Genomic DNA, 24,040 nt, shown 5'->3' with positions numbered 1-24,040 from the left:
CCGATTGGCCTTATCAGGCGCGCCGCGACTGCCTGACCAACCGCAACCCCGCAATCACCACCGCAAACACCGCAAACGAGGTGTTGTACAACGCCAGGGCCGGCAGCCCGAACACCAGCCCCAGTACCGCCAAGCCCCATCCCGCACGGCCCGGCACGAAAAACGCCAGCACCGAGGTCACCAGCGCGGCCCAGCCCAGCACTTTGAAGTGAATCATCAAACCCAGGTTCGAACGTACCTGGCATTCCCAGCGGCTGGCCTCGTCGGCACAGATGCCGACCCACTGGCCATCTTCCATAAAGCCGTAACGCGCGCCATAACTGGCAGCCAGCCATAACGGCAGGGCAATAAGCAGCAAAATCAACGGCAAGCGGCGGGACATGGAGCACTCCGATAGGCAAAAACGGCGCTCAGCTTAATGCGCCGGCGGCCGTTAGCAAGGTGCGTACACACAATTAGTGTTCACTAATGCATGGCAAAGTGTATCGTCTCGCTACTATTACCCCGATTCCGACGTTATTTTCCGACTTTTCGTGCCGAGAGCTGGCACTTCGGTGGCAACGCGGTGGTCATAGCCTGCGAACTTCATTAAGCACGTTTCCTCTTAGGGATTAAGTCATGCTCCGTTCCTTGCGCTGTGCTGCCTTACTGGGCAGCCTTTTTTTGAGTGCGTCAGCACTGGCCGTCGATATCGACCAAGCCAGCTATGGCTACCCTTTGACCAATCCGTTCGAAGCGACCATCGCCACCACACCGCCTGACCTTCGGCCTACATTGCCGACCGATGACGAGATCAACCAGTCCGACTACACCCTGAACATGCGCCCCGAGCGCGAGTTCAGCCTGCCGGACAACTTCTGGGCAGTGAAGAAACTCACTTACCGCATCGCCAAGCAGGATCGCGCCGCGCCGCTGATCTTCCTGATCGCAGGCACCGGTGCGCGGTTTGACAGCAGCATCAACGAATACCTGAAAAAACTGTATTACCAGGCCGGCTACCACGTGGTGCAACTGTCGTCGCCCACCAGCTTCGACTTCATCGCCTCGGCTTCGCGCTTCGCCACCCCCGGCATCAGCCAGGAAGATGCCGAAGACATGTACCGCGTGATGCAGGCCGTGCGTGCCCAGAATGCCTCGCTGCCGGTGACCGACTTCTACCTCACCGGCTACAGCCTCGGCGCGCTGGATGCGGCGTTTGTCAGCAAGCTCGACGAGACCCGCCGCAGCTTCAACTTCAAGAAAGTGCTGCTGCTCAACCCGCCGGTCAACCTCTACACCTCGATCACCAACCTCGACAAGCTGGTACAGACCGAGGTCAAGGGCATCAACAACACCACCACCTTCTATGAACTGGTGTTGAACAAGCTGACCCGTTACTTCCAGCAAAAGGGCTACATCGACCTCAACGACGCCCTGCTCTACGACTTCCAGCAATCCAAGCAGCACCTGACCAACGAACAGATGGCCATGCTGATCGGCACCTCGTTCCGCTTCTCGGCGGCCGACATCGCCTTTACTTCGGACCTGATCAACCGCCGCGGCCTGATCATCCCGCCGAAGTACCCGATCAGCGAAGGCACCAGCCTCACGCCGTTCCTCAAGCGTGCGCTGCAATGCGACTTCGATTGCTACCTCACCGAACAGGTAATCCCGATGTGGCGCGCCCGCTCCGACGGCGGCAGCCTGTTGCAACTGGTTGACCAGGTCAGCCTGTACGCCCTCAAGGACTACCTGCACGCCAGCCCGAAAATCGCCGTCATGCACAACGCCGACGACGTGATCCTCGGCCCGGGCGACCTCGGCTTCCTGCGCAAGACCTTCGGCGATCGCTTGACCGTCTACCCCTTGGGCGGCCACTGCGGCAACCTCAATTACCGCGTCAACGCCGACGCCATGCTGGAGTTCTTCCGTGGCTAAATATCTTCTGCTGCTTGCCGCCCTGATGTGCGCAGGCGTTGCCAATGCCGACAACAGCAAGGCTCACGCGCCTGTGGTGATGGACTCCGACGGTTTCAAGGAGCCGTTGAGCAAACTCAAGTTCAACCCGGGCCTGGACCAGCGTGAATTCGAACGCTCGTCGGTCAACGCCCTCAACGTGTATGACCCGCTCGAATCGTGGAACCGCCGCGTGTACCACTTCAACTATCGCTTTGACCAATGGGTGTTCCTGCCGGTGGTCGACGGTTACCGCTACGTCACGCCAAGCTTCCTGCGCACCGGCGTGAGCAACTTCTTCAACAACCTGGGCGACGTGCCCAACCTGTTGAACAGCCTCTTGCAACTCAAGGGCCACCGCTCCCTGGAAACCACCGGGCGCCTGCTGCTCAACACCACCGTCGGCGTAGCCGGCCTGTGGGACCCGGCGACCGCCATGGGCCTGCCGCGCCAGAGCGAAGACTTCGGCCAGACCCTGGGCTTCTACGGCGTGCCCGGCGGTGCCTACCTGGTACTGCCGATCTTCGGTCCGTCGAACCTGCGCGACACCGGCGGCTTGCTGGTGGACTACACCGCCGAGTCCCAGATCAACTTCCTCAACGTCTCCGAAGTCAGCTCCAACCACCCGGAAATCTGGGCCCTGCGTGCGGTGGACAAGCGCTACCAGACCAGCTTCCGCTACGGTCAGATGAACTCGCCGTTCGAGTATGAGAAGGTGCGGTATATCTATACGGAATCACGCAAGTTGCAGATTGCCGAGTAAATAACGCCCGTAAAAAAGGCCATTCGATTGAATGGCCTTTTTTTGTGGCGGCGATTTATGCCCTGAGCGCTTTCCAGCTCTTGCCCACCACGCTGACCACTGCCAATACCACCGCCCCGGCAATAATCCCCGCCACCGCATTCAGTAACGTCGGCATCAACCACGCCAATGCACCTGTGCTCTGGCTCACACCCTCGATCCAGTGATGCACCACCGGCACGCCATGGGTAAGGATGCCACCGCCGACCATGAACATCGCCGCCGTGCCGATCACCGACAGGCTCTTCATCATGTACGGCGCCGCGCGCAGGATGCCGCCACCGATACTGCGAGCCATCTGGCCAGGCTTCTGGGTAAGCCACAGGCCCAGGTCATCCAGCTTGACGATACCGGCCACCAGCCCGTAGACGCCGATGGTCATGACGATGGCGATGCCCGACAGGACAATCACTTGCTGCATCAACGGCGCATCGGCCACGGTGCCGAGGGTGATGGCGATGATTTCCGCAGAGAGGATGAAGTCGGTACGAATAGCGCCTTTGATCTTGTCCTTTTCAAAGGCCACCAGATCAGTAGCCGGGTTAGCCACCGCTTCAACCAGCTGCGCATGGTCGGCCTGGACTTCAGCCTTGCTGTGCAGGAATTTATGCGCGAGCTTCTCGAAGCCTTCGAAACACAGGTAGGCGCCGCCGAGCATCAACAACGGTGTGACGGCCCAAGGGGCAAAGGCGCTGATCAACAGCGCAGTGGGCACCAGGATCAACTTGTTGATGAAGGACCCCTTGGCAACGGCCCATACCACCGGGATTTCCCGCTCGGCACGCACGCCGGAAACCTGCTGGGCGTTGAGCGCCAGGTCATCGCCGAGCACTCCGGCGGTTTTTTTTGCCGCTACTTTTGTCATCAGGGCAACGTCATCGAGTACTGCGGCGATGTCGTCGATCAACACCAACAAGCTGCTTCCTGCCATGAATCGGGCTTCCTTAAGAGAGGGATGGGCGGAGCATAACGCGGCGCAGGGCTTTGCGGGCACATTGTTGAGGCCCGCGGATAGCCGGTGCTACCATGCGCAACCGCCTGTCCTGGCAAGGAAACTCCCCGTGCTCAGTTTCATAGATACGTTTCTCTTTTGGCGAGTGGCTGTTGTCGTCAGGCAAGGAGCCGCGACGACTCATAGCTCGCTATGGGGAGGAGCGGCGACGCAGAATGGCGGCAACAGACGCCGTCAAAAAGAAACAGTATCTGTGAGACTGAGCACTTTATGAGCACCATTCGCGAGCGCAACAAAGAAAAGATCCTGCGGGCGGCGAGCGAGGAGTTTGCCGACAAGGGCTTCGCCGCGACTAAAACCAGCGACATCGCCGCCAAGGCCGGGCTGCCCAAGCCCAACGTCTATTACTACTTCAAGTCCAAGGACAACCTCTACCGCGAGGTGCTCGAAAGCATTATCGAGCCGATCCTGGCGGCGTCCACGCCGTTCAACCCCGAGGGCGAGCCTTCAGCGGTGCTGAGCAACTACATCCGCTCGAAAATCCGCATCTCCCGCGACCTGCCCTTCGCCTCCAAGGTGTTCGCCAGCGAAATCATGCATGGCGCACCGCACCTGAGTGCCGAGCAGGTCCAACAACTCAACGCCCAGGCCAAGCACAATATCGACTGCATCCAGAGCTGGGTGGATCGCGGGTTGATTGCAGCTATCGACCCTCATCACCTGATGTTCAGCATCTGGGCGGCGACGCAGACCTATGCGGATTTCGACTGGCAGATTTCCGCGGTGACCGGCAAAGCCAAGCTGGATGAGGCCGATTATGAAGCGGCGGCGCAGACGATTATCCGGTTGGTGCTCAAGGGCTGTGAACCCGACTGACACACTGAGGTGCCCCCGATGAGCATAAGTATCTACACAACTTCAGTAGGATAACGCGTAGCAGCTGTCGAGCCTTGGCGAGGCTGCGTTTGCGGCGCGTCTGACACACCGCCGACGCAGCCTCGCCAAGGCTCGACAGCTGCTACGCAGGGGGCTCGGCTCAAGATGTGTAGATACCTATGCCCCGATGAGGCCCTGATAGTCACTCAATGCTTAAGCTGACACCCCCGCATCCGCCCTCAACCCCAGCCCCTCGATCGCCGTGATCGCACACTGCTCATCAATATCCGACGTATCCCCGCTGATCCCGATCGCCCCCAGTACCGCCCCCGCCTGATCCCGAATCAACACCCCACCCGGCGCCGGCACCACGCTGCCCTGCCCCAGGCTGTTCAACGCTGCGATAAACGCCGGCCGTTGCTGTGCGTCCAGCGCCAGCAAGCGCGAGCCCTTGCCCAGCGCAATCGCACCCCAGGCCTTGCCGATGGCAATCTGCGGGCGCAGCAGGCTGGCGCCGTCTTCGCGCTGCAGAGTGATCAAGTGGCCGCCGCAGTCGAGGACCGCAACGGTCAGCGGTGCGGCTGAGATCGTGCGCCCTGCGCTGAGGGCCTGGCCGGCCAGTTGGGTGGCAATCTTCAAGGTTAAAGCGCTCATGGTGCCGTCCTTCTTTTGTTATTGGGAAAGCGGTGGAAGTCTGTTTGATCAGATGCTCGACCAAACAAATAGAACACAATGACATTTATTTTTGTATACAATATTTTCAAACAAAGACTCCATACGTCGAAAAAAGCCGTTCCGACGAACGCAAAGACCAATCAATAAAATGGATTGACCTGCGCAGCCCGCCGTGAATACACTTTGGACAGACACCACTTGTATACAATTACAAAACGCAAGAGGCACCAAAATCATGAGCAAAATGAGAGCAATCGAAGCCGCCGTCCTCGTCATGCGCCGTGAAGGCGTGGACACCGCCTTCGGTATCCCAGGCGCTGCGATCAACCCGCTGTACTCAGCCTTGCAGAAGGTGGGTGGCATCGATCACGTCCTTGCTCGCCACGTTGAAGGCGCCTCGCACATGGCCGAGGGTTACACCCGCACCAAGGCCGGCAATATCGGCGTGTGCATCGGCACCTCGGGCCCGGCGGGCACCGACATGGTCACCGGCCTCTACAGCGCCTCGGCCGACTCGATCCCGATCCTGTGCATCACCGGCCAGGCGCCACGGGCCCGCATGCACAAGGAAGACTTCCAGGCCGTGGACATCACCAGCATCGTCAAGCCGGTGACCAAGTGGGCGACCACCGTCCTCGAGCCGGGCCAAGTGCCGTACGCGTTCCAGAAAGCTTTCTATGAAATGCGCTCCGGCCGCCCTGGCCCGGTGCTGATCGACCTGCCGTTCGATGTGCAGATGGCCGAGATCGAATTCGACATCGACGCCTACCAGCCGCTGCCACTGGCCAAGCCACTGGCCACGCGCATCCAGGTCGAAAAGGCCCTGGCCCTGCTGGATCAGGCGGAACGCCCGTTGCTGGTGAGCGGCGGCGGCGTGATCAACGCCGATGCCAGCGAGCTGCTGGTGGAGTTCGCCGAACTGACCGGCATCCCGGTGATCCCGACGCTGATGGGCTGGGGCACCATTCCCGACGATCACCCCCAGATGGTCGGCATGGTCGGCCTGCAGACGTCCCACCGCTACGGCAACGCAACGCTGCTCAAGTCCGACGTGGTGCTGGGGATCGGTAACCGTTGGGCCAACCGCCACACCGGTTCAGTGGAGGTATACACCGAAGGGCGTAAATTCATTCACGTCGACATCGAACCAACCCAGATTGGTCGCGTATTCACCCCGGACCTGGGCATCGTGTCCGACGCCGGCTCCGCGCTGACGATGTTCATTGAAGTGGCCCGCGAGTGGAAAGCCGCCGGCAAGCTCAAGGACCGCAGTGCCTGGCTGCATGACTGCCAGCAGCGCAAGGCGACCCTGCAGCGCAAGACTCACTTCGACAACGTGCCGGTCAAGCCGCAACGGGTGTACGAAGAGATGAACCAGGTGTTCGGCAAAGACACCTGCTACGTCAGCACCATCGGCCTGTCGCAGATTGCCGGCGCGCAGTTCCTGCATGTGTACAAGCCCCGCCACTGGATCAACTGCGGCCAGGCCGGCCCGTTGGGCTGGACCATTCCGGCGGCGCTGGGCGTGGTCAAGGCCGACCCGAGCCGCAAGGTGGTGGCGCTGTCCGGCGACTATGACTTCCAGTTCATGATCGAAGAGCTGGCGGTGGGCGCACAGTTCAAGCTGCCGTACATCCATGTAGTGGTGAACAACTCCTACCTGGGGCTGATCCGCCAGGCCCAGCGCGGGTTTGAAATGGACTACTGCGTGCAGTTGTCTTTCGACAACCTCAACGCTCCCGAGCTGAACGGCTATGGCGTCGACCACGTCGCAGTTGCCGAAGGCCTGGGTTGCAAGGCCCTGCGCGTGTTCGAACCGGGACAGATCGCGCCGGCGTTGCGCAAGGCCGAACAAATGATCGAGGAGTTCAAGGTACCGGTGATCGTCGAGATCATTCTGGAGCGCGTGACCAATATTTCCATGGGCACCGAAATCAACGCCGTCAACGAATTCGAAGACCTGGCCCTGGTCGGCAACGATGCACCGACTGCCATTTCCCTGCTCGATTAAGGAGAACCCTATGCCGCGCTTTGCCGCCAACCTGTCCATGCTGTTTACCGAGCAGGACTTTCTCGCTCGCTTCAAAGCCGCTGCCGATGCCGGTTTCCAGGGTGTCGAGTACCTGTTCCCCTACGAATTCAGCTCGGCTGACATCAAGGCCCAGCTCGACGCCCACGGCCTGACCCAGGTGCTGTTCAACCTGCCGGCCGGTGACTGGGCCAAGGGCGAACGCGGCCTGGCGTGCCACCCGGACCGGGTCGAGGAATTCCGTGCTGGGGTCACGCTGGCCATCGCCTACGCCCAGGTGCTGGGCAATACCCAGATCAACTGCCTGGCGGGGATTCGGCCCCAGGGTGTGGATGATGAAACCGTGGAAAAGACCTTTGTCGCCAACCTCAAGTACGCCGCCGACAAGCTGCAGGCGGCGGGCATCAAGCTGGTGATGGAAGCGATCAACACCCGCGACATTCCGGGTTTCTACCTCAACAACACTGCACAGGCCCTGTCGATTCGCGAACAGGTGGGCAGTGACAACCTGTTCCTGCAGTACGACATCTACCACATGCAAATCATGGAAGGCGACCTGGCCCGGACCATGGCGGCGCACCTGGAGGAGATCAATCACATCCAGCTGGCGGACAACCCTGGGCGCAATGAGCCGGGAACCGGGGAGATCAACTACCGCTTCCTGTTCGAACATCTGGACCGCATCGGGTACGCGGGTTGGGTCGGCTGTGAATACAAGCCGCTGACCACCACCGAAGCGGGTTTGGGCTGGCTTAAAGCCCACAACGCCATCTAACCGACACCACACAAAACCCTGTGGGAGGGGGTTTGCTGTGGTGAGGGGGGCTTTACCACTGACCCCATGGGGCTGCTACGCAGCCAGCGCGGGACAAGCCCGCTCACCACAACAAGCCCCCTCACCACAGCAAGCCCAGCGCCCACAGAGAATAAAAAGAGGATTTCATCATGGCTAAAATCGGATTTATCGGCACCGGCATCATGGGCCAACCCATGGCGGCGAACCTGCAGAAAGCCGGTCATCAACTGTTTCTTTCCGAACACCACGGCAAGGCGCCGGCCGAGCTGATCAGCGCCGGCGCCGTGGCCCTGGCCACCCCGCAGCAAGTGGCCCAGGAAGCCGAGTTCATTATCGTCATGGTCCCCGACACGCCGCAGGTCGACGACGTGCTGTTCCGTGCCGACGGTGTGGCGGCGGGCCTGTCGCCGAACAAGGTGGTGATCGACATGAGTTCGATCTCTCCCACGGCCACCAAGGCGTTTGCGGCGAAGATCAACGAGCACGGCGCGCAGTACCTCGACGCCCCGGTGTCCGGCGGTGAAGTCGGCGCCAAGGCCGGGACCTTGAGCATCATGGTCGGTGGCGAACCACAGGCCTTCGAACGCGCCCTGCCGCTGTTCCAGAGCATGGGCAAGAACATCACCCTGGTGGGCGGCAATGGCGATGGCCAGACCGCCAAAGTGGCCAACCAGATCATCGTCGCGCTGAATATCCAGGCGGTGGCCGAAGCGCTGCTGTTCGCCGCCAGGAACGGCGCCGACCCGGCCAAGGTGCGTGAAGCGCTGATGGGCGGCTTTGCCTCGTCGAAGATCCTCGAAGTGCATGGCGAACGCATGATCAAGGGCACCTTCGATCCGGGTTTCCGCATCAACCTGCACCAGAAGGACCTGAACCTGGCCCTGGCCGGTGCCAGGGAACTGGGGATCAACCTGCCGAACACCGCCGGCACCCAGCAGGTGTTCAGCACCTGCGCGGCGCTTGGTGGCGGGAATTGGGACCACTCGGCGCTGATCAAGGGATTGGAGCATATGGCGAACTTCTCGATTCGCGATAAGTAACCCCCCTTTGAAAGGGCTGCACCTCTAATAACAAAAATCCCCCGGGAGCCCGCTTATGTCGGTCGATCCGCAACACCTGCTTCGCGAGCTGTTTGCCACAGCCATCGACGCCGCCCACCCCCGGCACGTCCTCGAACCCTGCCTGCCCGCCGACCGCAGCGGCCGCGTGATCGTGATCGGCGCCGGCAAGGCGGCGGCCGCCATGGCGCTGGTCGTCGAGAATTGCTGGCAAGGCGAAGTCTCGGGCCTGGTGGTCACCCGCTACGGCCACGGCGCCCCTTGCCAGAAAATCGAAGTGGTCGAAGCCGCCCACCCGGTGCCCGATGCCGCCGGCCTGGCGGTGGCCAAGCGCGTGCTGGAATTGATCAGCAACCTGGGCGAAGACGACCGGGTGATCTTCCTGCTCTCCGGCGGCGGCTCGGCACTCCTGGCACTGCCTGCCGAAGGCATCAGCCTGGCCGACAAGCAGGCCATCAACAAAGCCCTGCTCAAATCCGGCGCCACCATTGGCGAGATGAATTGCGTACGCAAGCACCTCTCGGCAATCAAGGGCGGTCGGCTGGCAAAGGCGGCCTGGCCGGCCACGGTCTACACCTACGCGATTTCCGATGTGCCGGGCGACCAGGCCACGGTCATCGCCTCCGGCCCCACGGTCGGCGACCCCAGCACCTCGCAACAGGCCCTGGCGATCCTCAAGCGCTATGGCATCGACGCACCGGCCGCCGTGCGCAGCTGGTTGCAGAATCCAGCCTCGGAAACCGTCAAGCCCGGCGACCCGGTACTCGCCCGCAGCCACTTCCAACTGATCGCGCGCCCGCAACAATCCCTGGAAGCGGTGGCGGTGAAAGCGCGCCAGGCCGGTTTCAGCCCACTGATCCTCGGCGACCTGGAAGGCGAAGCGCGGGACGTGGCCAAAGTGCACGCCGGCATCGCGCGGCAAATCGTGCAGCACGGCCAGCCGCTGGCGGCGCCGTGCGTGATCCTTTCCGGCGGTGAAACCACCGTCACCGTGCGCGGCAACGGCCGTGGCGGGCGCAACGCCGAATTCCTGTTGAGCCTGACCGACAGCCTCAAAGGCCTGCCGGGCGTGTACGCCCTGGCTGGCGACACCGACGGCATCGACGGCTCGGAAGACAACGCCGGCGCAATCATGACCCCGTGCAGCTATGCGCGCGCCGAAGCCCTGGGCCTGTCGGCCAGCGACGAGCTGGATAACAACAACGGTTATGGCTACTTCGCCGCCCTCGACGGCTTGATCGTTACCGAGCCGACCCGCACCAATGTCAATGACGTGCGCGCCATCCTGATCCTTGAGACTGCCCGCCATGACGCCTGACAAGAAGGTCAAGATCCTCGCCACCCTGGGCCCGGCCACCGACGGTATAGATGACATCCGCGAGCTGGTGCAAGCCGGGGTGAATATCTTTCGCCTCAACTTCAGCCACGGTGAGCATGCCGATCACGCCCGGCGTTACCACTGGATTCGCCAGGTGGATGAAGTGTGTTCCACGGCGCTGGAGATTGCCCAGGCCCAGGGCATGGCGCAGCGCGGGCAGACGGGGTCGACCAACTCCTTGCGTATAGAGACGCTGATCTAGCGCCTGTAGAGGCCCCATCGGGGGCAAGCCCCCGATGGGAACAACTCGGTCTCACTGAATACCCATCATGCACACCCCAACCTGCCCCGACTGGGCCGAAGCCCTGCTCAACGGCTTCAGCCAGATCTTCCTGCAACGCCATCCGTTGTGCGGCCTGCTGTGCCTGTTGGCGATCCTGATCGGCGCCCCGGCCTTGCTCGGCGGTGCGCTGCTGGGTGGGGTCGCCGGGTTGCTCACGGCCCAGCGTCGCGACTATCCCAAGGCCGAGCGCCAGGCTGGACTCTATAGCTACAACGGCGTGTTGCTTGGTTTGCTGATCAGCCAGCATTTCGCCTGGTCGGCCTTGTTGCCACCGCTGATCCTCGCGTGCGGCGGCTTGAGCGCGATCCTCACGCGGCAGTGGCTGAAACACGCCAGTCGGCCGCACGACCTGCCCGCCTACACCGCGCCCTTTGTCGGCCTGGGCTGGCTGCTGCTGGGCAGCGTCCCACACAGTGCCTTCGCCCTCGGCGAGCCCGATACCCTGGCGGTGCTCGGCGCGCCGTTCACCGGCCTCGCGCAAATCATGCTGCTGGACCAGCCGCTGGCGGGCGCGCTGATTGCCCTCGGCCTGTGGCTGGCGAACCGGCGTGCCGCGGTCTGGGCCGTGATCGGCGCCAGCAGCGGCGTAATGATCGCCTTGCTGCTGGACGACACCAGCGCCGCCCTCCTCGGCCTGCACAGCTACAACCCGGCTCTCGCGGCCCTGGCGCTGAGCCAGGCACGGCGCCAACCCTGGCTGCCGCTGCTCGGCATCCTGCTGGCGATCCTTCTCACACCGGGCTTTGCTGCCCTGCATCTGCCGGCACTCACCGCGCCGTTTGTCCTTGCCTGCTGGCTGGTACTCGCCGGCGCCCGAATACTCAGGAAACCCCGCATGGACAGCCCCTTCGAATCCCCCTAGGCTTGCTCGATATTCGATTCAGGCGGGCTTTATGGACAGCAACAACGACTGGCGTCAGCGGCTCTACGTCATGGTTTTTCAAAGCGACACCGTCGCCGGGCGGCGCTTTGACGGCATCCTGCTGTTGATCATCCTCGCCAGCCTGGTGATCGTGATGCTCGACAGCATCGACCAGGTCCACCAGAACTACGCCGATGTGCTGGCCTACATTGAATGGGGCTTCACCCTGATCTTCCTGATCGAGTACGGGTTGCGCCTGTACTGCTCGCCCAAGCCGTTGCGCTACGCCTTCAGCTTTTACGGGCTGGTGGATCTGCTCGCCATCGTGCCCGGCATCCTTGCGCTGTACTACAGCGACGCGCAGTACCTGCTGATCATCCGCATCATCCGGATGCTGCGGATTTTCCGCGTGCTCAAGCTCAGCCCGTACCTCAAGCAGGCCAACTACCTGATGGCGGCGCTGCGCGGCAGCAAGCAGAAGATCGTGGTGTTCCTGGTGAGCGTGTGCACCCTGGTCACGGTGTTCGGTACCTTGATGTATGTGATCGAAGGCCCGGAGCACGGCTTCACCAGTATCCCCAAGGGCATCTATTGGGCGATCGTGACGCTGACCACCGTGGGCTTTGGCGATATCGTGCCCAAGACGCCGTTGGGCCAGGTGATTTCGTCGCTGGTGATGATCACCGGTTACTCGATCATCGCCGTGCCCACGGGGATTTTTACTGCCGAGCTGGCCAGTGCCATGCGCGGTGAGCAACTGCAACACGACTGCCCGGTGTGCAGGAAAAACAGCCACGAGCCCAACGCGGCGTTCTGTTCGCGCTGCGGCAGCAATCTTTTTAAGAAAGTGGAATAAGCAAAGTTCTTTTTAATCTTTAAGCGACTAAGTGCCCCCGGCTATAGTCGCTGGCAATGTGCCTCCCCTCTTCTCCCGAACAACAAGGAATGAGCAGTGAAAAAACTCGTAAGCGCCTCTCTCCTGGCCGCCGGCCTTGCCCTGGCGGGCGCCGTCCAGGCCGCCCCGGTCACTCTGCTCAACGTCTCCTACGACGTGATGCGCGACTTCTACAAGGACTACAACGCCGCCTTCCAGAAGCACTGGGAGGCCGAGCACCCGAACGACAAGCTGACCCTGCAGATGTCCTTCGGCGGTTCCAGCAAACAAGCGCGCTCGGTGATCGACGGCCTGCCGGCTGACGTGATTACCATGAACATGGCCACCGACATCAACGCTCTGGTCGACAACGGCAAACTGGTGCCGGACGACTGGGTCACCCGCCTGCCGAACAACAGCGCGCCGTTTACCTCGGCCACCGTGTTCATCGTGCGCAAGGGCAACCCGAAAGCCCTGAAAGACTGGCCTGACCTGTTGAAAGAGGGCGTGCAGGTGATCGTGCCCAACCCGAAAACCTCGGGTAACGGCCGCTACACCTACCTGTCGGCCTGGGGTTATGTGCTCAAGAACGGCGGCGATGAAGACAAGGCCAAGGCCTTTGTCGGCAAGCTGTTCAAACAGGCGCCCGTGCTGGACACCGGTGGCCGCGCCGCCACCACCACGTTCATGACCAACCAGATCGGCGACGTGCTGGTGACCTTCGAGAACGAAGCGGAAATGATCGCGCGTGAATTCGGCCGTGACCAGTTCGAAGTGATCTACCCAAGCGTCTCCGCCGAAGCCGAGCCGCCGGTGTCGGTGGTGGATAAAGTGGTCGAGAAGAAAGGCACCCGCGTGGCGGCTGAAGACTACCTGAAGTACCTGTGGTCGCCGCAAGGCCAGGAAATCGCCGCCAACAACTACCTGCGCCCGCGTGACCCGAAGGTGCTGGCCAAGTACACCGACCGCTTCCCGAAAGTCGACTTCCTGTCGGTGGAGAAGACCTTTGGTGACTGGCGCACCGTGCAGAAAACCCACTTCAATGATGGTGGGGTTTTCGACCAGATCTACTCCGGTCAGTAACTGACAAATGTGGGAGGAGGCTCGCCCCTCCCACATTTAGATCTGGGTTTTGCAGCTACATCGGCGGTGTCACGCCATCCTTGCCGGCTGAGATGGCTTGGGCCGTGATTTTCCCATCCGCCCCCTGCGCGGCAAACAACACCACCTTCACCCCCGGCTTGAGCAAGCTGCGGTCCCCCGGTTCCAGGTTGACGATCGGCACATCCTCCGGCACCACGATCTTCTGTTCGCCGCCTTTGTATTTCACGGTCAACGTCCGCCCTTTGCTGACCACCAGGTCGCCGACGGTGCCGTTGGTCATGCTGCTGCCCTCCTTCAGGTCAAACGCCCGATGCCCGTCCCCCGTGCCAGCCATGGCTGGCGGGAACACATGCACTTCCAGCGCCGTGAGAGTACCGTCGGCGTTGGGCATGGCGGCCGAGCCGATGTAGCTGCCGGGTTTTATTTCGTCGATCCTGGCCAGGGTAACGGCGCGCACCTGGGTATCCTTGGTCAGGTGCACGGTGACGTCTTCACCGCTGTTGACCTTGACCTGCATCGCATCCCCGTCCATCGCGGTGATTGCCCCGCGTACGCCTACGCGCGGGGCATCGGCGGCATTGGCCAGGCCCAGGGCCATTGCAGCAGCGAGGCTTGAAGCCAGGAGTATCTTGTTGAACGTGATTTTCATGGCGCTGGATTTCCTGTTTCAGCAGTTGTTTCTGAATGTATCATCACCCGGCATAAGTGATATCACCACAAACGGCCTACTCGCCGTTGCGCCTTGTCTTTACTCTCGCTCGCCATCTACCTTCGCTTTTATGAGAACACCATGAATGCTACCCCACACGCTACGAGCACCATGACCCGCGCAATGGTGATGCTGTTTGCGTTTTGCTGCGGCGCCATCGTCGCCAACATCTACTACGCCCAGCCGATCATCGAACTGATCGCCCCCGACATCGGCCTCACCCCCGCGATGGCCAGCCTGATTGTGTCCCTGACGCAGATCGGCTATGCCCTCGGCCTGTTTTTCCTGGTCCCCCTGGGCGACCTGCTGGAAAACCGCAAGCTGATGATCATCACGACCCTGGTGGCGATTGCCAGCCTGTTGGGCGCGGCCTTTACCGAACAACCGAACCTGTTCCTGCTGGTGTCGTTGCTGATCGGCTTCAGTTCGGTGTCGGTACAGATCCTGATCCCCCTGGCCGCACACCTGGCGCCTGCCGAGTCTCGGGGCCGGGTGGTCGGCAGCATCATGGGTGGCCTGCTGCTGGGCATCCTGCTGGCGCGGCCAGTGTCCAGCGTCGTGGCTGACCATTTTGGCTGGCGCGCGATGTTCATGGCCGCCGCCGCGTTAATGGCGTTTATCAGCGTGGTGCTGATGCTGACCATCCCCAAGCGCCAGCCGGACCACAGCGCCAGCTATGGCCAATTGCTGCGCTCCCTGGGCACCCTGTTGCGAGAACAACCGCTGCTGCGCCAACGTGCGTTTTACCAAGGCTGCATGTTCGCCACGTTCAGCTTGTTCTGGACCGCCGCCCCGCTGGAGCTGGTGCGCAACCACGGCCTGAGCCAGACCCAGATCGCGATCTTCGCCCTGGTCGGTGCCATCGGCGCTATTGCCGCCCCCATCGCCGGGCGCCTGGCCGATGCCGGCCACACCCACCGCGCGTCGCTGCTGGCCATGGTCTTTGCGGTGTTGAGCTTCCTGCCGGCCTTCGTGCGCCCGCTGTACAGCGTCATCGGCCTGGCGGTGACCGGCGTGGTCCTGGACTTCTGCGTGCAGATGAACATGGTCCTCGGCCAACGCGCCATCTACGCCCTCGACGCCAACAGCCGCAGCCGCTTGAACGCGCTGTACATGACCAGCATCTTCATCGGCGGTGCCTTCGGCTCGGCGATTGCCAGCAGCGTGTACGAACACGGCGGCTGGCTGGGTGTGATGCTGGTGGGCAGCGCGTTCCCGCTGGTGGCGTTGTTGCGGTTCCTCAGTGCGTCGCGGCAAACGGCTGTCGCCACCGCCTAGGAACGCACCAACTTCTCCAAAGCCGCATCCGCCAGAAATGACGAGCGGCTTTTGACCTTGTGCTCGCGCACATAGCGGTCGATTCGCTGGATGACATAGCCGGGCAAGGTCACATTGACCTTCTCGGTCTTGCCCAGATAGGGCGAGATGTCCAGTTCCAGCATGCCCCAGCCCATCCCGGCGTAATCTTCGTGGGTGTGATGATCGGCCACCGACGTTGGCATCGGAATCACCCCGCCCTCTGCGGCGATCTCCTGCAGCAGGATGTGCGCGACTTCTACCGCGGCGTTGTAGGCCTCTTCGAAACTGTCCCCGGCGGTGACTGCGCCTGGAATATCGGGGATCTGGATTCCGGTGGCGGTGAAGTCATCGCCCCATTCGATACAGATTGGGTATTGCATGAATGCTCTCCTTAAAACTGAAACAGCCCGGCACGTTTCCTGATGCTTCTGATGGTGCCCAGCGGCAGATCCTTCTTCGGATGCGGCACCGGGATCGTGTACGGGTTATAGCGGTGGGTAAAAATAGGATGACTGCCCGTGACCCGATCCAGCACCCAACCCGCCTCTTGCAGCTCCTTGATCAATAGCCTGCTTTGCACACCAGCCTCCTTGGCTCGGCCTAAATAAAAGTAACCCTAGAGTTATCTTTACTCAAGCACAAAATAGGTCAGGCTGACTGATGGTTGTTTTGCGCGATGTTGAAAACCGCCAACCGAATGACATGCCATGGGTATTCCCCACAGGCTTGTCTGTGCATGGCAAGGGCCAGGGCGCCGGCGTTTGCCGACTATGGCAGGCGCTGATCAAGGCCCGAGCCTGTCAGCGCCTCGTCATGGCAGTGTTATCTGCGGGCATCCGACGGCTGGACGATGTTTTGTATCCACTGCAACAAGGCTGAGAACGCCTTGATCATTACCTCGCGTAACGCTGCAAGCGGGTCCGTGCTGCTATCCGGCGGGGGCGGCGGCGGCGGCGCAGGGGCCGGTGTGGGGACAACCTTCGGTGCGGGTTTAACCTCCGGCTTTTGCCCCTGCCACTGCACATCGCCGGGTTTGATCTGGCCAATGCTCTTGACCACCAGGTCGGCGCTGCCGCTCCCCTTCAGATCTATCTCCAGGCTTGAACGCCCGGTGGCCGCGTCGTGCCTGAGCAATGCCTCGCCGGCGCGACCAGAGAATCGATCAGTGAACGTCAGGGCACCGACGCGCGCCTCTTTCAATGCACCCGAGACGTCAATCTTGTCCGTCCCGCTGGTAAAGTCCTCGATCAGGTCAGGCTGCTGCGGTGTGGAGTCGCTGGCCTTGTCGTAGTCAAAAATATCCGCCCCGCCGCCGCCCCGCAGCCTGTCTGCACCCAAGCCGCCCTTGAGCCGATTGTCCGCCTCATTCCCCGTCAAGACATCACGTCCGGCCCCACCGATGGCGTTTTCAACCACGCAGCCCTTGGCGATGGAAACATTGCCCTTCAAGCCGCCCACATCGGAAAACGACTCGGCGTTCAAATTGATGTTCTGGTTCTGGGAAAACCCGGAACAATCCAGGGTGTCGTTACCGCCCCCATCCCATATGCAAAAGATAGCTTTATCCCTGGCACTGGTGAGGGTCATGGCGTCGCGGCCGGTATTGGAATTGAAACCGTAGGTGGTGTCGGTGTTGCGGGTTTTGTGATTGGCCCCATAGAGCCGCTGAACGGCTGCGATGTCATCCATCATCGGGGCAGAGGGATTCGAATACCGAAAATCATGGCCGGCCTGGTTCGTCTCCGACCAGTAGCTCATCACACTGCGTGCCTTTGTATCGCCGGCATACCTGGCACCATTGTTGTAATCAGCACCGCCGCCATTGTAGTCACCCGGATGCTGCAGGCCGATGGCGTGGCCGATTTCATGCACGGTAGTGACTGAAAAGTGACTGCCCTGCGCCGGCGAACTACTTTCTCGCAGTGTGCCGACCGTGGCCGTGGTGGTGGTAATGCCGCGCGAGGGTGAGCTGGCGACGCCACGGTCACCGCGCGGGTTGTTTTTGATGTGGACCGTGCCGTCGGCGCCGGCTGCCCGTTCCTTGAAACTGATGTTGGCCACGTCCTCCCAATATTGCACCGCCTGGCGCACTCGGCGTTGCTGCGCGACGCTGAACGTCGGGTCTACCGTATAGGAGAGGTCGATCCGCTTGTCGCCATTACGGTCGTGGAAATGCAGATTATTGCGGGTGATGTACTTTCCGGCCTGTTCCGTCGTGAAGGTTGGTTTGCGACCGGCGCCCACACCATAGGGGCCAGGATCGGAAGGCGGCAGGTTTTCAAGTGAGAAGTTGAGCCGAGAACGTTCAGAGCAAATCATGGGCAGTGCGCTCCCTATAGTAAGTTAATGAGTCGAGTCAATCAGAATCGACGCAATAAACTCCCATGCAGAAAACGCTCAGGACAGCGCTGATTTAGTTCGTACTGAAACACACTAAGGCGGCGCAACATGCGCTAAGACAGGCACTAAACCACTTGCAATTTAAACAACTGAACACACACTTTCGCGCAAAAAAACTTATTGGATTTTCAGGAAAAAAACATAATCCTACAAAACCGTGCTGATTTGACTACACCAAATCCGGCCTCACCCAGATACATGCACTTAAGGTTTTCCGCCGAATTCGCTGCATGTCAGGATCTCGCCGCTTGACATGCCCCGCACGTCACCGGTGCAGGCAGGGTCAGGCCCATACGCAATGCCCCTGGTTCAGGCAACACAGCAGGCGCTCGACCGTGTGTTCCAGTGGCCCGGAGTTATCCAGCACAAACAACCCCGAGCCATTGCCGGCGATCAGTTCGGCGGTGAACCGTGCATTGCGCGCCAGACGCTCCTCGATATCCGCCTGGGCCTCACGCCCCCGCGCCACCAGGCGCTGGCGCAATACGGCTTGATCCACCGCCAGCAACAGCACCCACACATCCGGGTAGCGCTCGCGGGTCTGCGCCAGGTGCGCGCGAGAACCATTGACCAGCACGTCCTCCCCCGCTGCCAGCCATTCGTCGATGACCTTGGGGATGCCGTAGGACAACCCGTTGGCGTGCCAGCTGAGGGCAAACGCACCCTCGGCCTGCATCACGGCGAATTGCTCCGGGCTGACGCCCTGGGCCGCCTCGCCCACCGCTTCCGCCGAGCGCGTGATCACGCGGCGCACAATCCGGCAACCGCGCTCGGCCAACCGCGGGCGTGCAGCCTCCAGCAGGCTGTCCTTGCCCGAACCCGATGGCCCGATGAGATAGATCAACCTGCCCGCCATCAAAACATCCTCTTCGCTTGTTGCCAGATTGGTTGCACCACGGGTAGCCCTGCGCGACTCCTGGCTTGGACCAGGTCGACGCGCAGGCCAATGGCGATTTTCCCCGCACTGGAAAGTATATCCAGCAATCCCTCGGCAGCGACCACGTTACTGAAGTGCGCGCCGCCTCAATATTTGCTGGGCGTAGTGCTTGCTCAACCCTGACGGGTTGGTAAGTTTTTTGAAAGTCGCCTGTGGCGGTGATTCAGTCCGTTTCAAAGGGCGAGACAGCCGGAAGTATCTTCAATTCAAAATCTTCCAGAGCCAACATCGCCCCATTTGAAGATGATTCAAGCCGCAAGCAGGTGCTAGCGGTGGTACGGATGGTTGAGATTGCGCAGTTGTTAGGGGGTGCGGCACTGGAGCGGGAGTGTACTGTGGCTTGATGGCCGAGGAGACCTCCTGTGGGAGGGGGCACACCCCCTCCCACATTTGCCCTCCAGTGTCTGGAAGAATGGGTTTCACAGGCATGAAGAAGGCGACTCGAAGGTCGCCTTTTGTCATTGCGCGTACTGCTTGCTCAATCCCGGCGGCACGCCTTGCACGTCGGTGTCTTCCCATGGCCCGTTGGGGCTGATGGAGCGGCTCCAGCCGTTGCTCCAGCGGTAGTAGGTGCGCTGGCGGTAGAAGGTGTCAGGCTGGTCGTCCAGCACATACACCTGCATCTTGCCGTCCCAGTGGCTGGCGGCGCCCGGTGGCGGGGCGAAGGTGGGGGATTTGGTCGGCAGTGGCTTCGGCGGCGGGGTAACCGGGCCCGAGGGCTTGGTGCTCGGCTGGGTCGAAGGGCCTGACGATGGGATAGTCGGGCCGGTCGGCGCAGGCGGTGGGCGGTGGACCGCACAGGCGCTCAGGCCCACTACCAGGCTGAGCAGGGTGATGCGTGCAAATGCGGTCATGGGCGTTTCCTCGAAATTACTTGTCCGGACTGTCGATGGTCAGCTGCTGCAGCGCAGTGGTGGTGCTGGCCAGGGGTTGGCTGCGGCCGATCCACTCGCCGGTGGTCGGTTGACCGGCCCGGGATATGCGCGCAACCAGTTGGACTTCGGGGAAGTTGGACAGTTTCAACTGCGGCATCATCGCGTCGGCATCGCCGAGTTCGACGGTGACAGGCAACTCGGCAACGGTGACGCGCTTGGCCGCCAAGGGTGCCGGCGGGCCGCTGACGGCGCGGGCGAAGATAAATACGCTGTCGGTAGGCAGGGATTTGGCCTTCACATCCGCGGACAAATCCACACGCACTTTAAGAACCGCTCCAGGCGCCGGGGCGACGGTGCCGCCGCTCTCTTTCAACTTCTCGGCTGCGCGGTCGATGCCACCTTGCAACGCGACACGGGAACTGTCTTGCGGCGGCAACTGGGCCAGCAGACGCTTCCAGTAGTCGATGGCCTCTTGATAACGCTGGCCTTCGAACGCGGCGATACCGAGCAGGCCGAGGCTGGTGACTTCCTTGGGGTCAAGCTTCAAGGCTTCGTCGGTCAGCGCCTGGACCTTGGGCGACCACTGTTTGTTGTCGGCAAAGTACTGCGCCTGGGCCCACTGGCCGAGCAGTTCCGGCTGGCGCCCGGCCAGCGCCACGGTACGCTCGAAGACCTTGGCGGCATCGGCGGAACGATCCTGGGCCATATAGGCGCGACCGAGGAAGTACAGGCCTTCCGCCGAGTCCGGTTGGGCGGCGGCGGCGCGTTCCAGGCGCCGGGTCATGTCTTCCATGGACACCGGCGGTTGGGAAAACTCGCGGGTCAGTTCAACCTTGTCGCTGGCACCGAAATGCATATACAGGCCAAGGCCGAGCACCGGCACAAGGATGGCGGCGAGCAACGGCAGCGGCTTGCCCAGGCGCGATTCGCGGGGCTTTTCCACGCCTTCGGTGTCGGCCAGCAGCTCGCGGGCGGCTTCGGCGCGGCCGCTGTCGAGCTGCGCGGCGTCGAGCACACCTTCGTCCTGCTGCACTTGCAGCTCGGCCACACGTTCTTGGTAAAGCGCCACGTTCAGCGCGGTGCGATCCTCTTCACGCTGGGCGCGGCGGCCACGCAACACAGGGATCAACAGGAAACTCAGGGCAATCAGAAGCAGCAAGCCGGCTGCGAGCCAGAAATCAATCATCAGTCTTGGTGTCCAGCAATTGGTCGAGGCGTTTACGCTCTTCGGGGGATAGCGCGTCGGAACCATCGGTAGGCGCGGCGCGGCGACGGCGGACGATCACGGCCATCACCACCACGCCGGCCAGCAGCAGCCCGGCGGGGCCGAACCAGAGCAACGCGGTCTTGCCGGTGAGGGCCGGTTTGTAGCGCACGAAATCACCGTAGCGGTCGACCATGAAGTCGATGATCTGCTGGTTGTCCTTGCCCTCCCCCAGCATGCGGAAGATTTCCTTGCGCAGGTCGGCGGCGATGGGCGCGTTGGAGTCGGCGATGTCCTGGTTCTGGCACTTGGGGCAGCGCAGCTCCTTGGTCAGTTCGCGGAAACGCTCGCGGTCACTGTCCTTGGCGAATTCATAAGTGTCGATGGCAGCGTGGGCCACCCCGGCCAAGCCCAGCGCCAGCACGGCAGCGGCTAACAGGCGCTTCATGGCTTGGCCTCGTCGACCAGCGCCTGATACTTGGCGGCCAGTTGCTCGCGCCACACCACTTCGTCGATCACGCCGACGTATTTGTCGCGGATCACACCCTTGGCATCGATGAAGAAGGTTTCCGGGGCGCCATACACGCCGAGGTTCAAACCAAGGTTGCCGTCTTCATCACGGATATCCAGCTGGTAGGGATTGTGGAACTCCGCCAGCCACTTCAAGGCCGCCGCGTTGTCGTCCTTGTAGTTGATGCCGTAGATCACCACGCCCTTCTCGGCCAGCTTGTTCAGCACCGGGTGCTCGACGCGGCAGGAGATGCACCAGGTGGCCCACACATTTACGAGCGCAGGTTTCCCAGGAAGATCAGCTCTCGTAAGTTGCTTAGTGCCCTGCACGTCTGCCAGTGAAAATTCGGGAAACGGTTTATTTATCAGCGCTGAGGGCAATGTAGTGGGATCACCCTTTTTAAGCTGCACAACTACAATCGTGGCGAACGCGCCAAGTACTGCTGCTATCAAGCCCACGACTATCCAACGCTTACCATCAATACTCATCAGCTAACCCCTTGAGCGGTCAAACCAATCGCTTCACGCACCCGGCTCTTGACCTTGACCCGATACCGGCGATCCAGTGCCGCGAGCAAACCACCAAAGCCGGTGAGCAAACCACCGAACCAGATCCAGCGCACGAACGGTTTCACATGAACGCGCACGGCCCAGGCGCCCTCGCCCAGGGGTTCACCCAGGGCCACGTAGAGGTCACGGGTGAAACCGGCGTCGATACCGGCTTCGGTCATCATCGAACTCTGCACGGTGTACAGGCGTTTTTCCGGGTGCAGCACGGCGATCTCTTTACCGTTACGCACTACGCGCACGGTGCCTTTGTCTGACGTGAAGTTCGGCCCTTCGAAGTGCTTGGCGCCTTCGAAGATGAACTGGTAACCGGCCAGGTCCATGGACTCGCCCGGCGCCAGGCGCAGGTCGCGCTCGGCGCTGTTCTGGCTGGAGAGCACCACGCCGAGGGCGCACACGGCGATGCCGATGTGGGCGATCTGCATGCCCCAGTAGCTGCGGGTGAGGGTCGGCAGGCCTTTGACCAGGCCTTTGTGGCGGGTCTTGTCGACGATGTCACGCACACCGGCCAGCAGTACCCAGGCGGCGAGCAGGAAGGTGGCGAGCACCGCCCAGTTGAAGTCGCCATAGGCGATACCGGCGACCACGGCCAGGGCCACGCTGCCGAGCAGCACCGGCATCAACATGCCGGCCAGCCATTTGACCGGGGTGTCCTTCCAGCGCACCAGCACACCGACCGCCATCACCCCCATCAACAGGCCCATCAACGGAATAAACAACGCGTTGAAGTACGGCGGGCCGACGGACAGCTTGGCGCCGCTCAGGGCATCCAGCACCAAGGGGTACAAGGTGCCGAGCAGGATCATCGACGCGGCCACCACCAGCACCAGGTTATTGCCCAGCAGCAGGGTTTCCCGCGACCACAGGTTGAAGCCGACCTGGCTCTTGACCACCGGTGCGCGCAGGGCGAACAGGGTGAGGGAGCCGCCGACCACAAACAGCAGGAAGATCAGGATGAACACACCGCGCTCCGGGTCGGAGGCAAACGCATGCACCGAGGTCAACACGCCCGAACGCACGAGGAAGGTGCCGAGCAGGCTGAGGGAAAAGGCCGCGATGGCCAGCAACACGGTCCAGCTCTTGAACACGCCGCGTTTTTCGGTGACGGCCAACGAGTGAATCAGTGCAGTGCCGACCAGCCATGGCATGAAGGACGCGTTTTCCACCGGGTCCCAGAACCACCAGCCGCCCCAGCCGAGTTCGTAGTAGGCCCACCACGAACCAAGGGTGATGCCGATGCCGAGGAACGCCCAGGCGACGATGGTCCACGGCCGCGACCAGCGCGCCCAGGCCGCATCAAGGCGCCCGCCGAGCAAGGCGGCGATGGCGAAGGCAAAGGCTACGGAAAAACCCACGTAGCCCATGTAGAGCATCGGCGGGTGCACGATCAGGCCGATGTCCTGCAGCAGCGGGTTGAGGTCGTGACCGTCCGCCGGGATCTGCGGCAGGATGCGGGTGAACGGGTTGGAGGTCATGATCAGGAACAGCAGGAAGCCGATGCTGATCATGCCCATCACCGCCAGCACCCGTGCGAGCATGACTTGCGGCAACTGGCGCGAGAACACCGACACCGCGAAGGTCCAGCCGCCGAGGATCAACGCCCACAGCAGCAGCGAGCCTTCGTGGGCGCCCCACACCGCGCTGAACTTGTAGTACCAGGGCAAGGCGCTGTTGGAGTTATTCGCTACATAGGCGACGGAAAAGTCGTCGGTCATAAAGGCGTAGGTCAGGCAGCCGAACGCGAACACCAGGAACGCACACTGGCCCCAGGCCGCCGGCTGCGCCAGGCTCATCCACAGGCGGTCACCGCGCCAGGCACCGAGCAACGGCACCACCGCCTGGACGATGGCAAAGCACAGGGCGAGGATCATCGCCAACTGGCCCAGTTCCGGAATAAACAATGCAGACGTCATCA

Annotated in this window: 24 protein-coding genes and 1 pseudogene; 12 read left to right on the top strand and 13 right to left on the bottom strand. The window is 61.8% G+C overall.

What is annotated here, in order from left to right:
• Positions 1 to 13: 13 nt before the first annotated feature.
• A complete protein-coding gene (locus BFQ01_RS05345; protein WP_065924484.1) occupies positions 14 to 382 on the bottom strand; it encodes a hypothetical protein in 369 nt (122 codons plus the stop codon).
• A 236-nt stretch (positions 383 to 618) separates the two neighbouring features.
• On the opposite strand from BFQ01_RS05345, the gene BFQ01_RS05340 reads away from it, so the two are divergent.
• Together BFQ01_RS05340 and BFQ01_RS05335 are read left to right on the top strand one after the other, a co-directional pair.
• Positions 619 to 1,917 (top strand): serine/threonine protein kinase, encoded by a 1,299-nt coding sequence (locus tag BFQ01_RS05340; RefSeq protein ID WP_027607050.1) that lies wholly within the window; start codon positions 619 to 621, stop codon positions 1,915 to 1,917.
• Positions 1,910 to 2,698: an MlaA family lipoprotein gene (locus BFQ01_RS05335; protein ID WP_065924483.1), complete on the top strand. Its 789-nt coding sequence runs from the start codon at positions 1,910 to 1,912 to the stop codon at positions 2,696 to 2,698. Before BFQ01_RS05340 ends, BFQ01_RS05335 begins: the two co-directional genes overlap by 8 nt.
• Positions 2,699 to 2,753: 55 nt before the next feature.
• Here the strand turns inward: BFQ01_RS05335 and BFQ01_RS05330 are convergent, their stop codons facing one another.
• A complete protein-coding gene (locus BFQ01_RS05330) occupies positions 2,754 to 3,668 on the bottom strand; it encodes a DUF808 domain-containing protein (protein ID WP_065924482.1) in 915 nt (304 codons plus the stop codon).
• 291 nt (positions 3,669 to 3,959) lie between these two features.
• Here BFQ01_RS05330 and BFQ01_RS05325 point away from each other — a divergent pair, with 291 nt between their 5' ends.
• Complete coding sequence (locus BFQ01_RS05325) at positions 3,960 to 4,565, top strand: TetR/AcrR family transcriptional regulator (protein WP_065924481.1); 606 nt, start codon at positions 3,960 to 3,962, stop codon at positions 4,563 to 4,565.
• Between the two features lie 213 nt (positions 4,566 to 4,778).
• On the opposite strand, the gene BFQ01_RS05320 is transcribed toward BFQ01_RS05325, so the two are convergent.
• Positions 4,779 to 5,219, bottom strand: coding sequence for a GlcG/HbpS family heme-binding protein (locus BFQ01_RS05320; RefSeq protein ID WP_065924480.1), 441 nt, complete (start codon positions 5,217 to 5,219; stop codon positions 4,779 to 4,781).
• 256 nt (positions 5,220 to 5,475) lie between these two features.
• Between BFQ01_RS05320 and gcl the strand changes: the two genes are divergently transcribed.
• The 8 genes and pseudogenes from gcl to BFQ01_RS05280 all read left to right on the top strand — a co-directional run bounded on the left by gcl (position 5,476) and on the right by BFQ01_RS05280 (position 13,603).
• Positions 5,476 to 7,251: a glyoxylate carboligase gene (gene gcl / locus BFQ01_RS05315; RefSeq protein WP_065924479.1), complete on the top strand. Its 1,776-nt coding sequence runs from the start codon at positions 5,476 to 5,478 to the stop codon at positions 7,249 to 7,251.
• Positions 7,252 to 7,261: 10 nt separating this feature from the next.
• Complete coding sequence (hyi, locus tag BFQ01_RS05310; protein WP_065924478.1) at positions 7,262 to 8,044, top strand: hydroxypyruvate isomerase; 783 nt, start codon at positions 7,262 to 7,264, stop codon at positions 8,042 to 8,044.
• 170 nt (positions 8,045 to 8,214) lie between these two features.
• Positions 8,215 to 9,105 carry a 2-hydroxy-3-oxopropionate reductase gene (locus BFQ01_RS05305; RefSeq protein WP_065924477.1) on the top strand — a complete coding sequence of 297 codons (891 nt, stop codon included), beginning with the start codon at positions 8,215 to 8,217 and terminating at the stop codon, positions 9,103 to 9,105.
• 55 nt (positions 9,106 to 9,160) lie between these two features.
• Positions 9,161 to 10,441, top strand: coding sequence for a glycerate kinase type-2 family protein (locus BFQ01_RS05300; protein WP_065924476.1), 1,281 nt, complete (start codon positions 9,161 to 9,163; stop codon positions 10,439 to 10,441).
• Positions 10,431 to 10,628, top strand: a pseudogene (locus BFQ01_RS32815) (pyruvate kinase); the annotation flags it as partial. The gene BFQ01_RS05300 and the pseudogene BFQ01_RS32815, both read left to right, overlap by 11 nt.
• Before the next feature lie 142 nt (positions 10,629 to 10,770).
• The gene (locus BFQ01_RS05290) at positions 10,771 to 11,646 is read left to right on the top strand and encodes an urea transporter (RefSeq protein WP_065924474.1); all 876 of its coding nucleotides are present in this window, start codon (positions 10,771 to 10,773) and stop codon (positions 11,644 to 11,646) included.
• A 31-nt stretch (positions 11,647 to 11,677) separates the two neighbouring features.
• Entirely contained in the window at positions 11,678 to 12,502 is an 825-nt protein-coding gene (locus BFQ01_RS05285; RefSeq protein ID WP_065924473.1) for an ion transporter, read from the top strand.
• A gap of 96 nt (positions 12,503 to 12,598) precedes the next feature.
• The gene (locus BFQ01_RS05280; RefSeq protein WP_065924472.1) at positions 12,599 to 13,603 is read left to right on the top strand and encodes a sulfate ABC transporter substrate-binding protein; all 1,005 of its coding nucleotides are present in this window, start codon (positions 12,599 to 12,601) and stop codon (positions 13,601 to 13,603) included.
• Between the two features lie 55 nt (positions 13,604 to 13,658).
• Here the strand turns inward: BFQ01_RS05280 and BFQ01_RS05275 are convergent, their stop codons facing one another.
• Positions 13,659 to 14,273, bottom strand: a complete 615-nt coding sequence (locus BFQ01_RS05275) for a DUF5666 domain-containing protein (protein WP_065924471.1) — start codon at positions 14,271 to 14,273, stop codon at positions 13,659 to 13,661.
• A gap of 141 nt (positions 14,274 to 14,414) precedes the next feature.
• On the opposite strand from BFQ01_RS05275, the gene BFQ01_RS05270 reads away from it, so the two are divergent.
• Entirely contained in the window at positions 14,415 to 15,611 is a 1,197-nt protein-coding gene (locus BFQ01_RS05270; protein WP_083244844.1) for an MFS transporter, read from the top strand.
• On the opposite strand, the gene BFQ01_RS05265 is transcribed toward BFQ01_RS05270, so the two are convergent.
• The 9 genes from BFQ01_RS05265 to BFQ01_RS05225 all read right to left on the bottom strand — a co-directional run bounded on the left by BFQ01_RS05265 (position 15,608) and on the right by BFQ01_RS05225 (position 24,038).
• Positions 15,608 to 16,012, bottom strand: coding sequence for a type II toxin-antitoxin system HicB family antitoxin (locus BFQ01_RS05265; protein WP_065924469.1), 405 nt, complete (start codon positions 16,010 to 16,012; stop codon positions 15,608 to 15,610). The two genes, BFQ01_RS05270 and BFQ01_RS05265, sit on opposite strands and share 4 nt — an antisense overlap.
• Positions 16,013 to 16,023: 11 nt before the next feature.
• On the bottom strand, positions 16,024 to 16,212 hold the full coding sequence (locus BFQ01_RS05260) for a type II toxin-antitoxin system HicA family toxin (RefSeq protein WP_065924468.1): 189 nt from the start codon (positions 16,210 to 16,212) through the stop codon (positions 16,024 to 16,026).
• Positions 16,213 to 16,454: 242 nt separating this feature from the next.
• Positions 16,455 to 17,951 carry a M10 family metallopeptidase C-terminal domain-containing protein gene (locus tag BFQ01_RS05255; protein ID WP_065924467.1) on the bottom strand — a complete coding sequence of 499 codons (1,497 nt, stop codon included), beginning with the start codon at positions 17,949 to 17,951 and terminating at the stop codon, positions 16,455 to 16,457.
• 364 nt (positions 17,952 to 18,315) lie between these two features.
• Entirely contained in the window at positions 18,316 to 18,888 is a 573-nt protein-coding gene (gene phnN / locus BFQ01_RS05250; RefSeq protein ID WP_065924466.1) for a phosphonate metabolism protein/1,5-bisphosphokinase (PRPP-forming) PhnN, read from the bottom strand.
• A 539-nt stretch (positions 18,889 to 19,427) separates the two neighbouring features.
• On the bottom strand, positions 19,428 to 19,823 hold the full coding sequence (locus BFQ01_RS05245) for a hypothetical protein (RefSeq protein ID WP_065924465.1): 396 nt from the start codon (positions 19,821 to 19,823) through the stop codon (positions 19,428 to 19,430).
• Between the two features lie 16 nt (positions 19,824 to 19,839).
• Complete coding sequence (gene ccmI, locus BFQ01_RS05240) at positions 19,840 to 21,030, bottom strand: c-type cytochrome biogenesis protein CcmI (protein WP_065924464.1); 1,191 nt, start codon at positions 21,028 to 21,030, stop codon at positions 19,840 to 19,842.
• Positions 21,023 to 21,496, bottom strand: a complete 474-nt coding sequence (locus BFQ01_RS05235) for a cytochrome c-type biogenesis protein (RefSeq protein WP_065924463.1) — start codon at positions 21,494 to 21,496, stop codon at positions 21,023 to 21,025. Before BFQ01_RS05235 ends, ccmI begins: the two co-directional genes overlap by 8 nt.
• Positions 21,493 to 22,047 carry a DsbE family thiol:disulfide interchange protein gene (locus BFQ01_RS05230; protein WP_065924462.1) on the bottom strand — a complete coding sequence of 185 codons (555 nt, stop codon included), beginning with the start codon at positions 22,045 to 22,047 and terminating at the stop codon, positions 21,493 to 21,495. Before BFQ01_RS05230 ends, BFQ01_RS05235 begins: the two co-directional genes overlap by 4 nt.
• Positions 22,047 to 24,038: a heme lyase CcmF/NrfE family subunit gene (locus tag BFQ01_RS05225; protein ID WP_065924461.1), complete on the bottom strand. Its 1,992-nt coding sequence runs from the start codon at positions 24,036 to 24,038 to the stop codon at positions 22,047 to 22,049. Before BFQ01_RS05225 ends, BFQ01_RS05230 begins: the two co-directional genes overlap by 1 nt.
• Positions 24,039 to 24,040 lie beyond the last annotated feature (2 nt).

Origin of the sequence: Pseudomonas sp. 8 R 14, from assembly GCF_900005955.1 — a bacterium.
In the GTDB taxonomy this organism is placed as follows: Bacteria; Pseudomonadota; Gammaproteobacteria; order Pseudomonadales; family Pseudomonadaceae; genus Aquipseudomonas; species Aquipseudomonas marginalis.
Note: the sequence above shows the minus strand (reverse complement) of the source record. Positions and strands in the feature narration are given on the sequence as shown.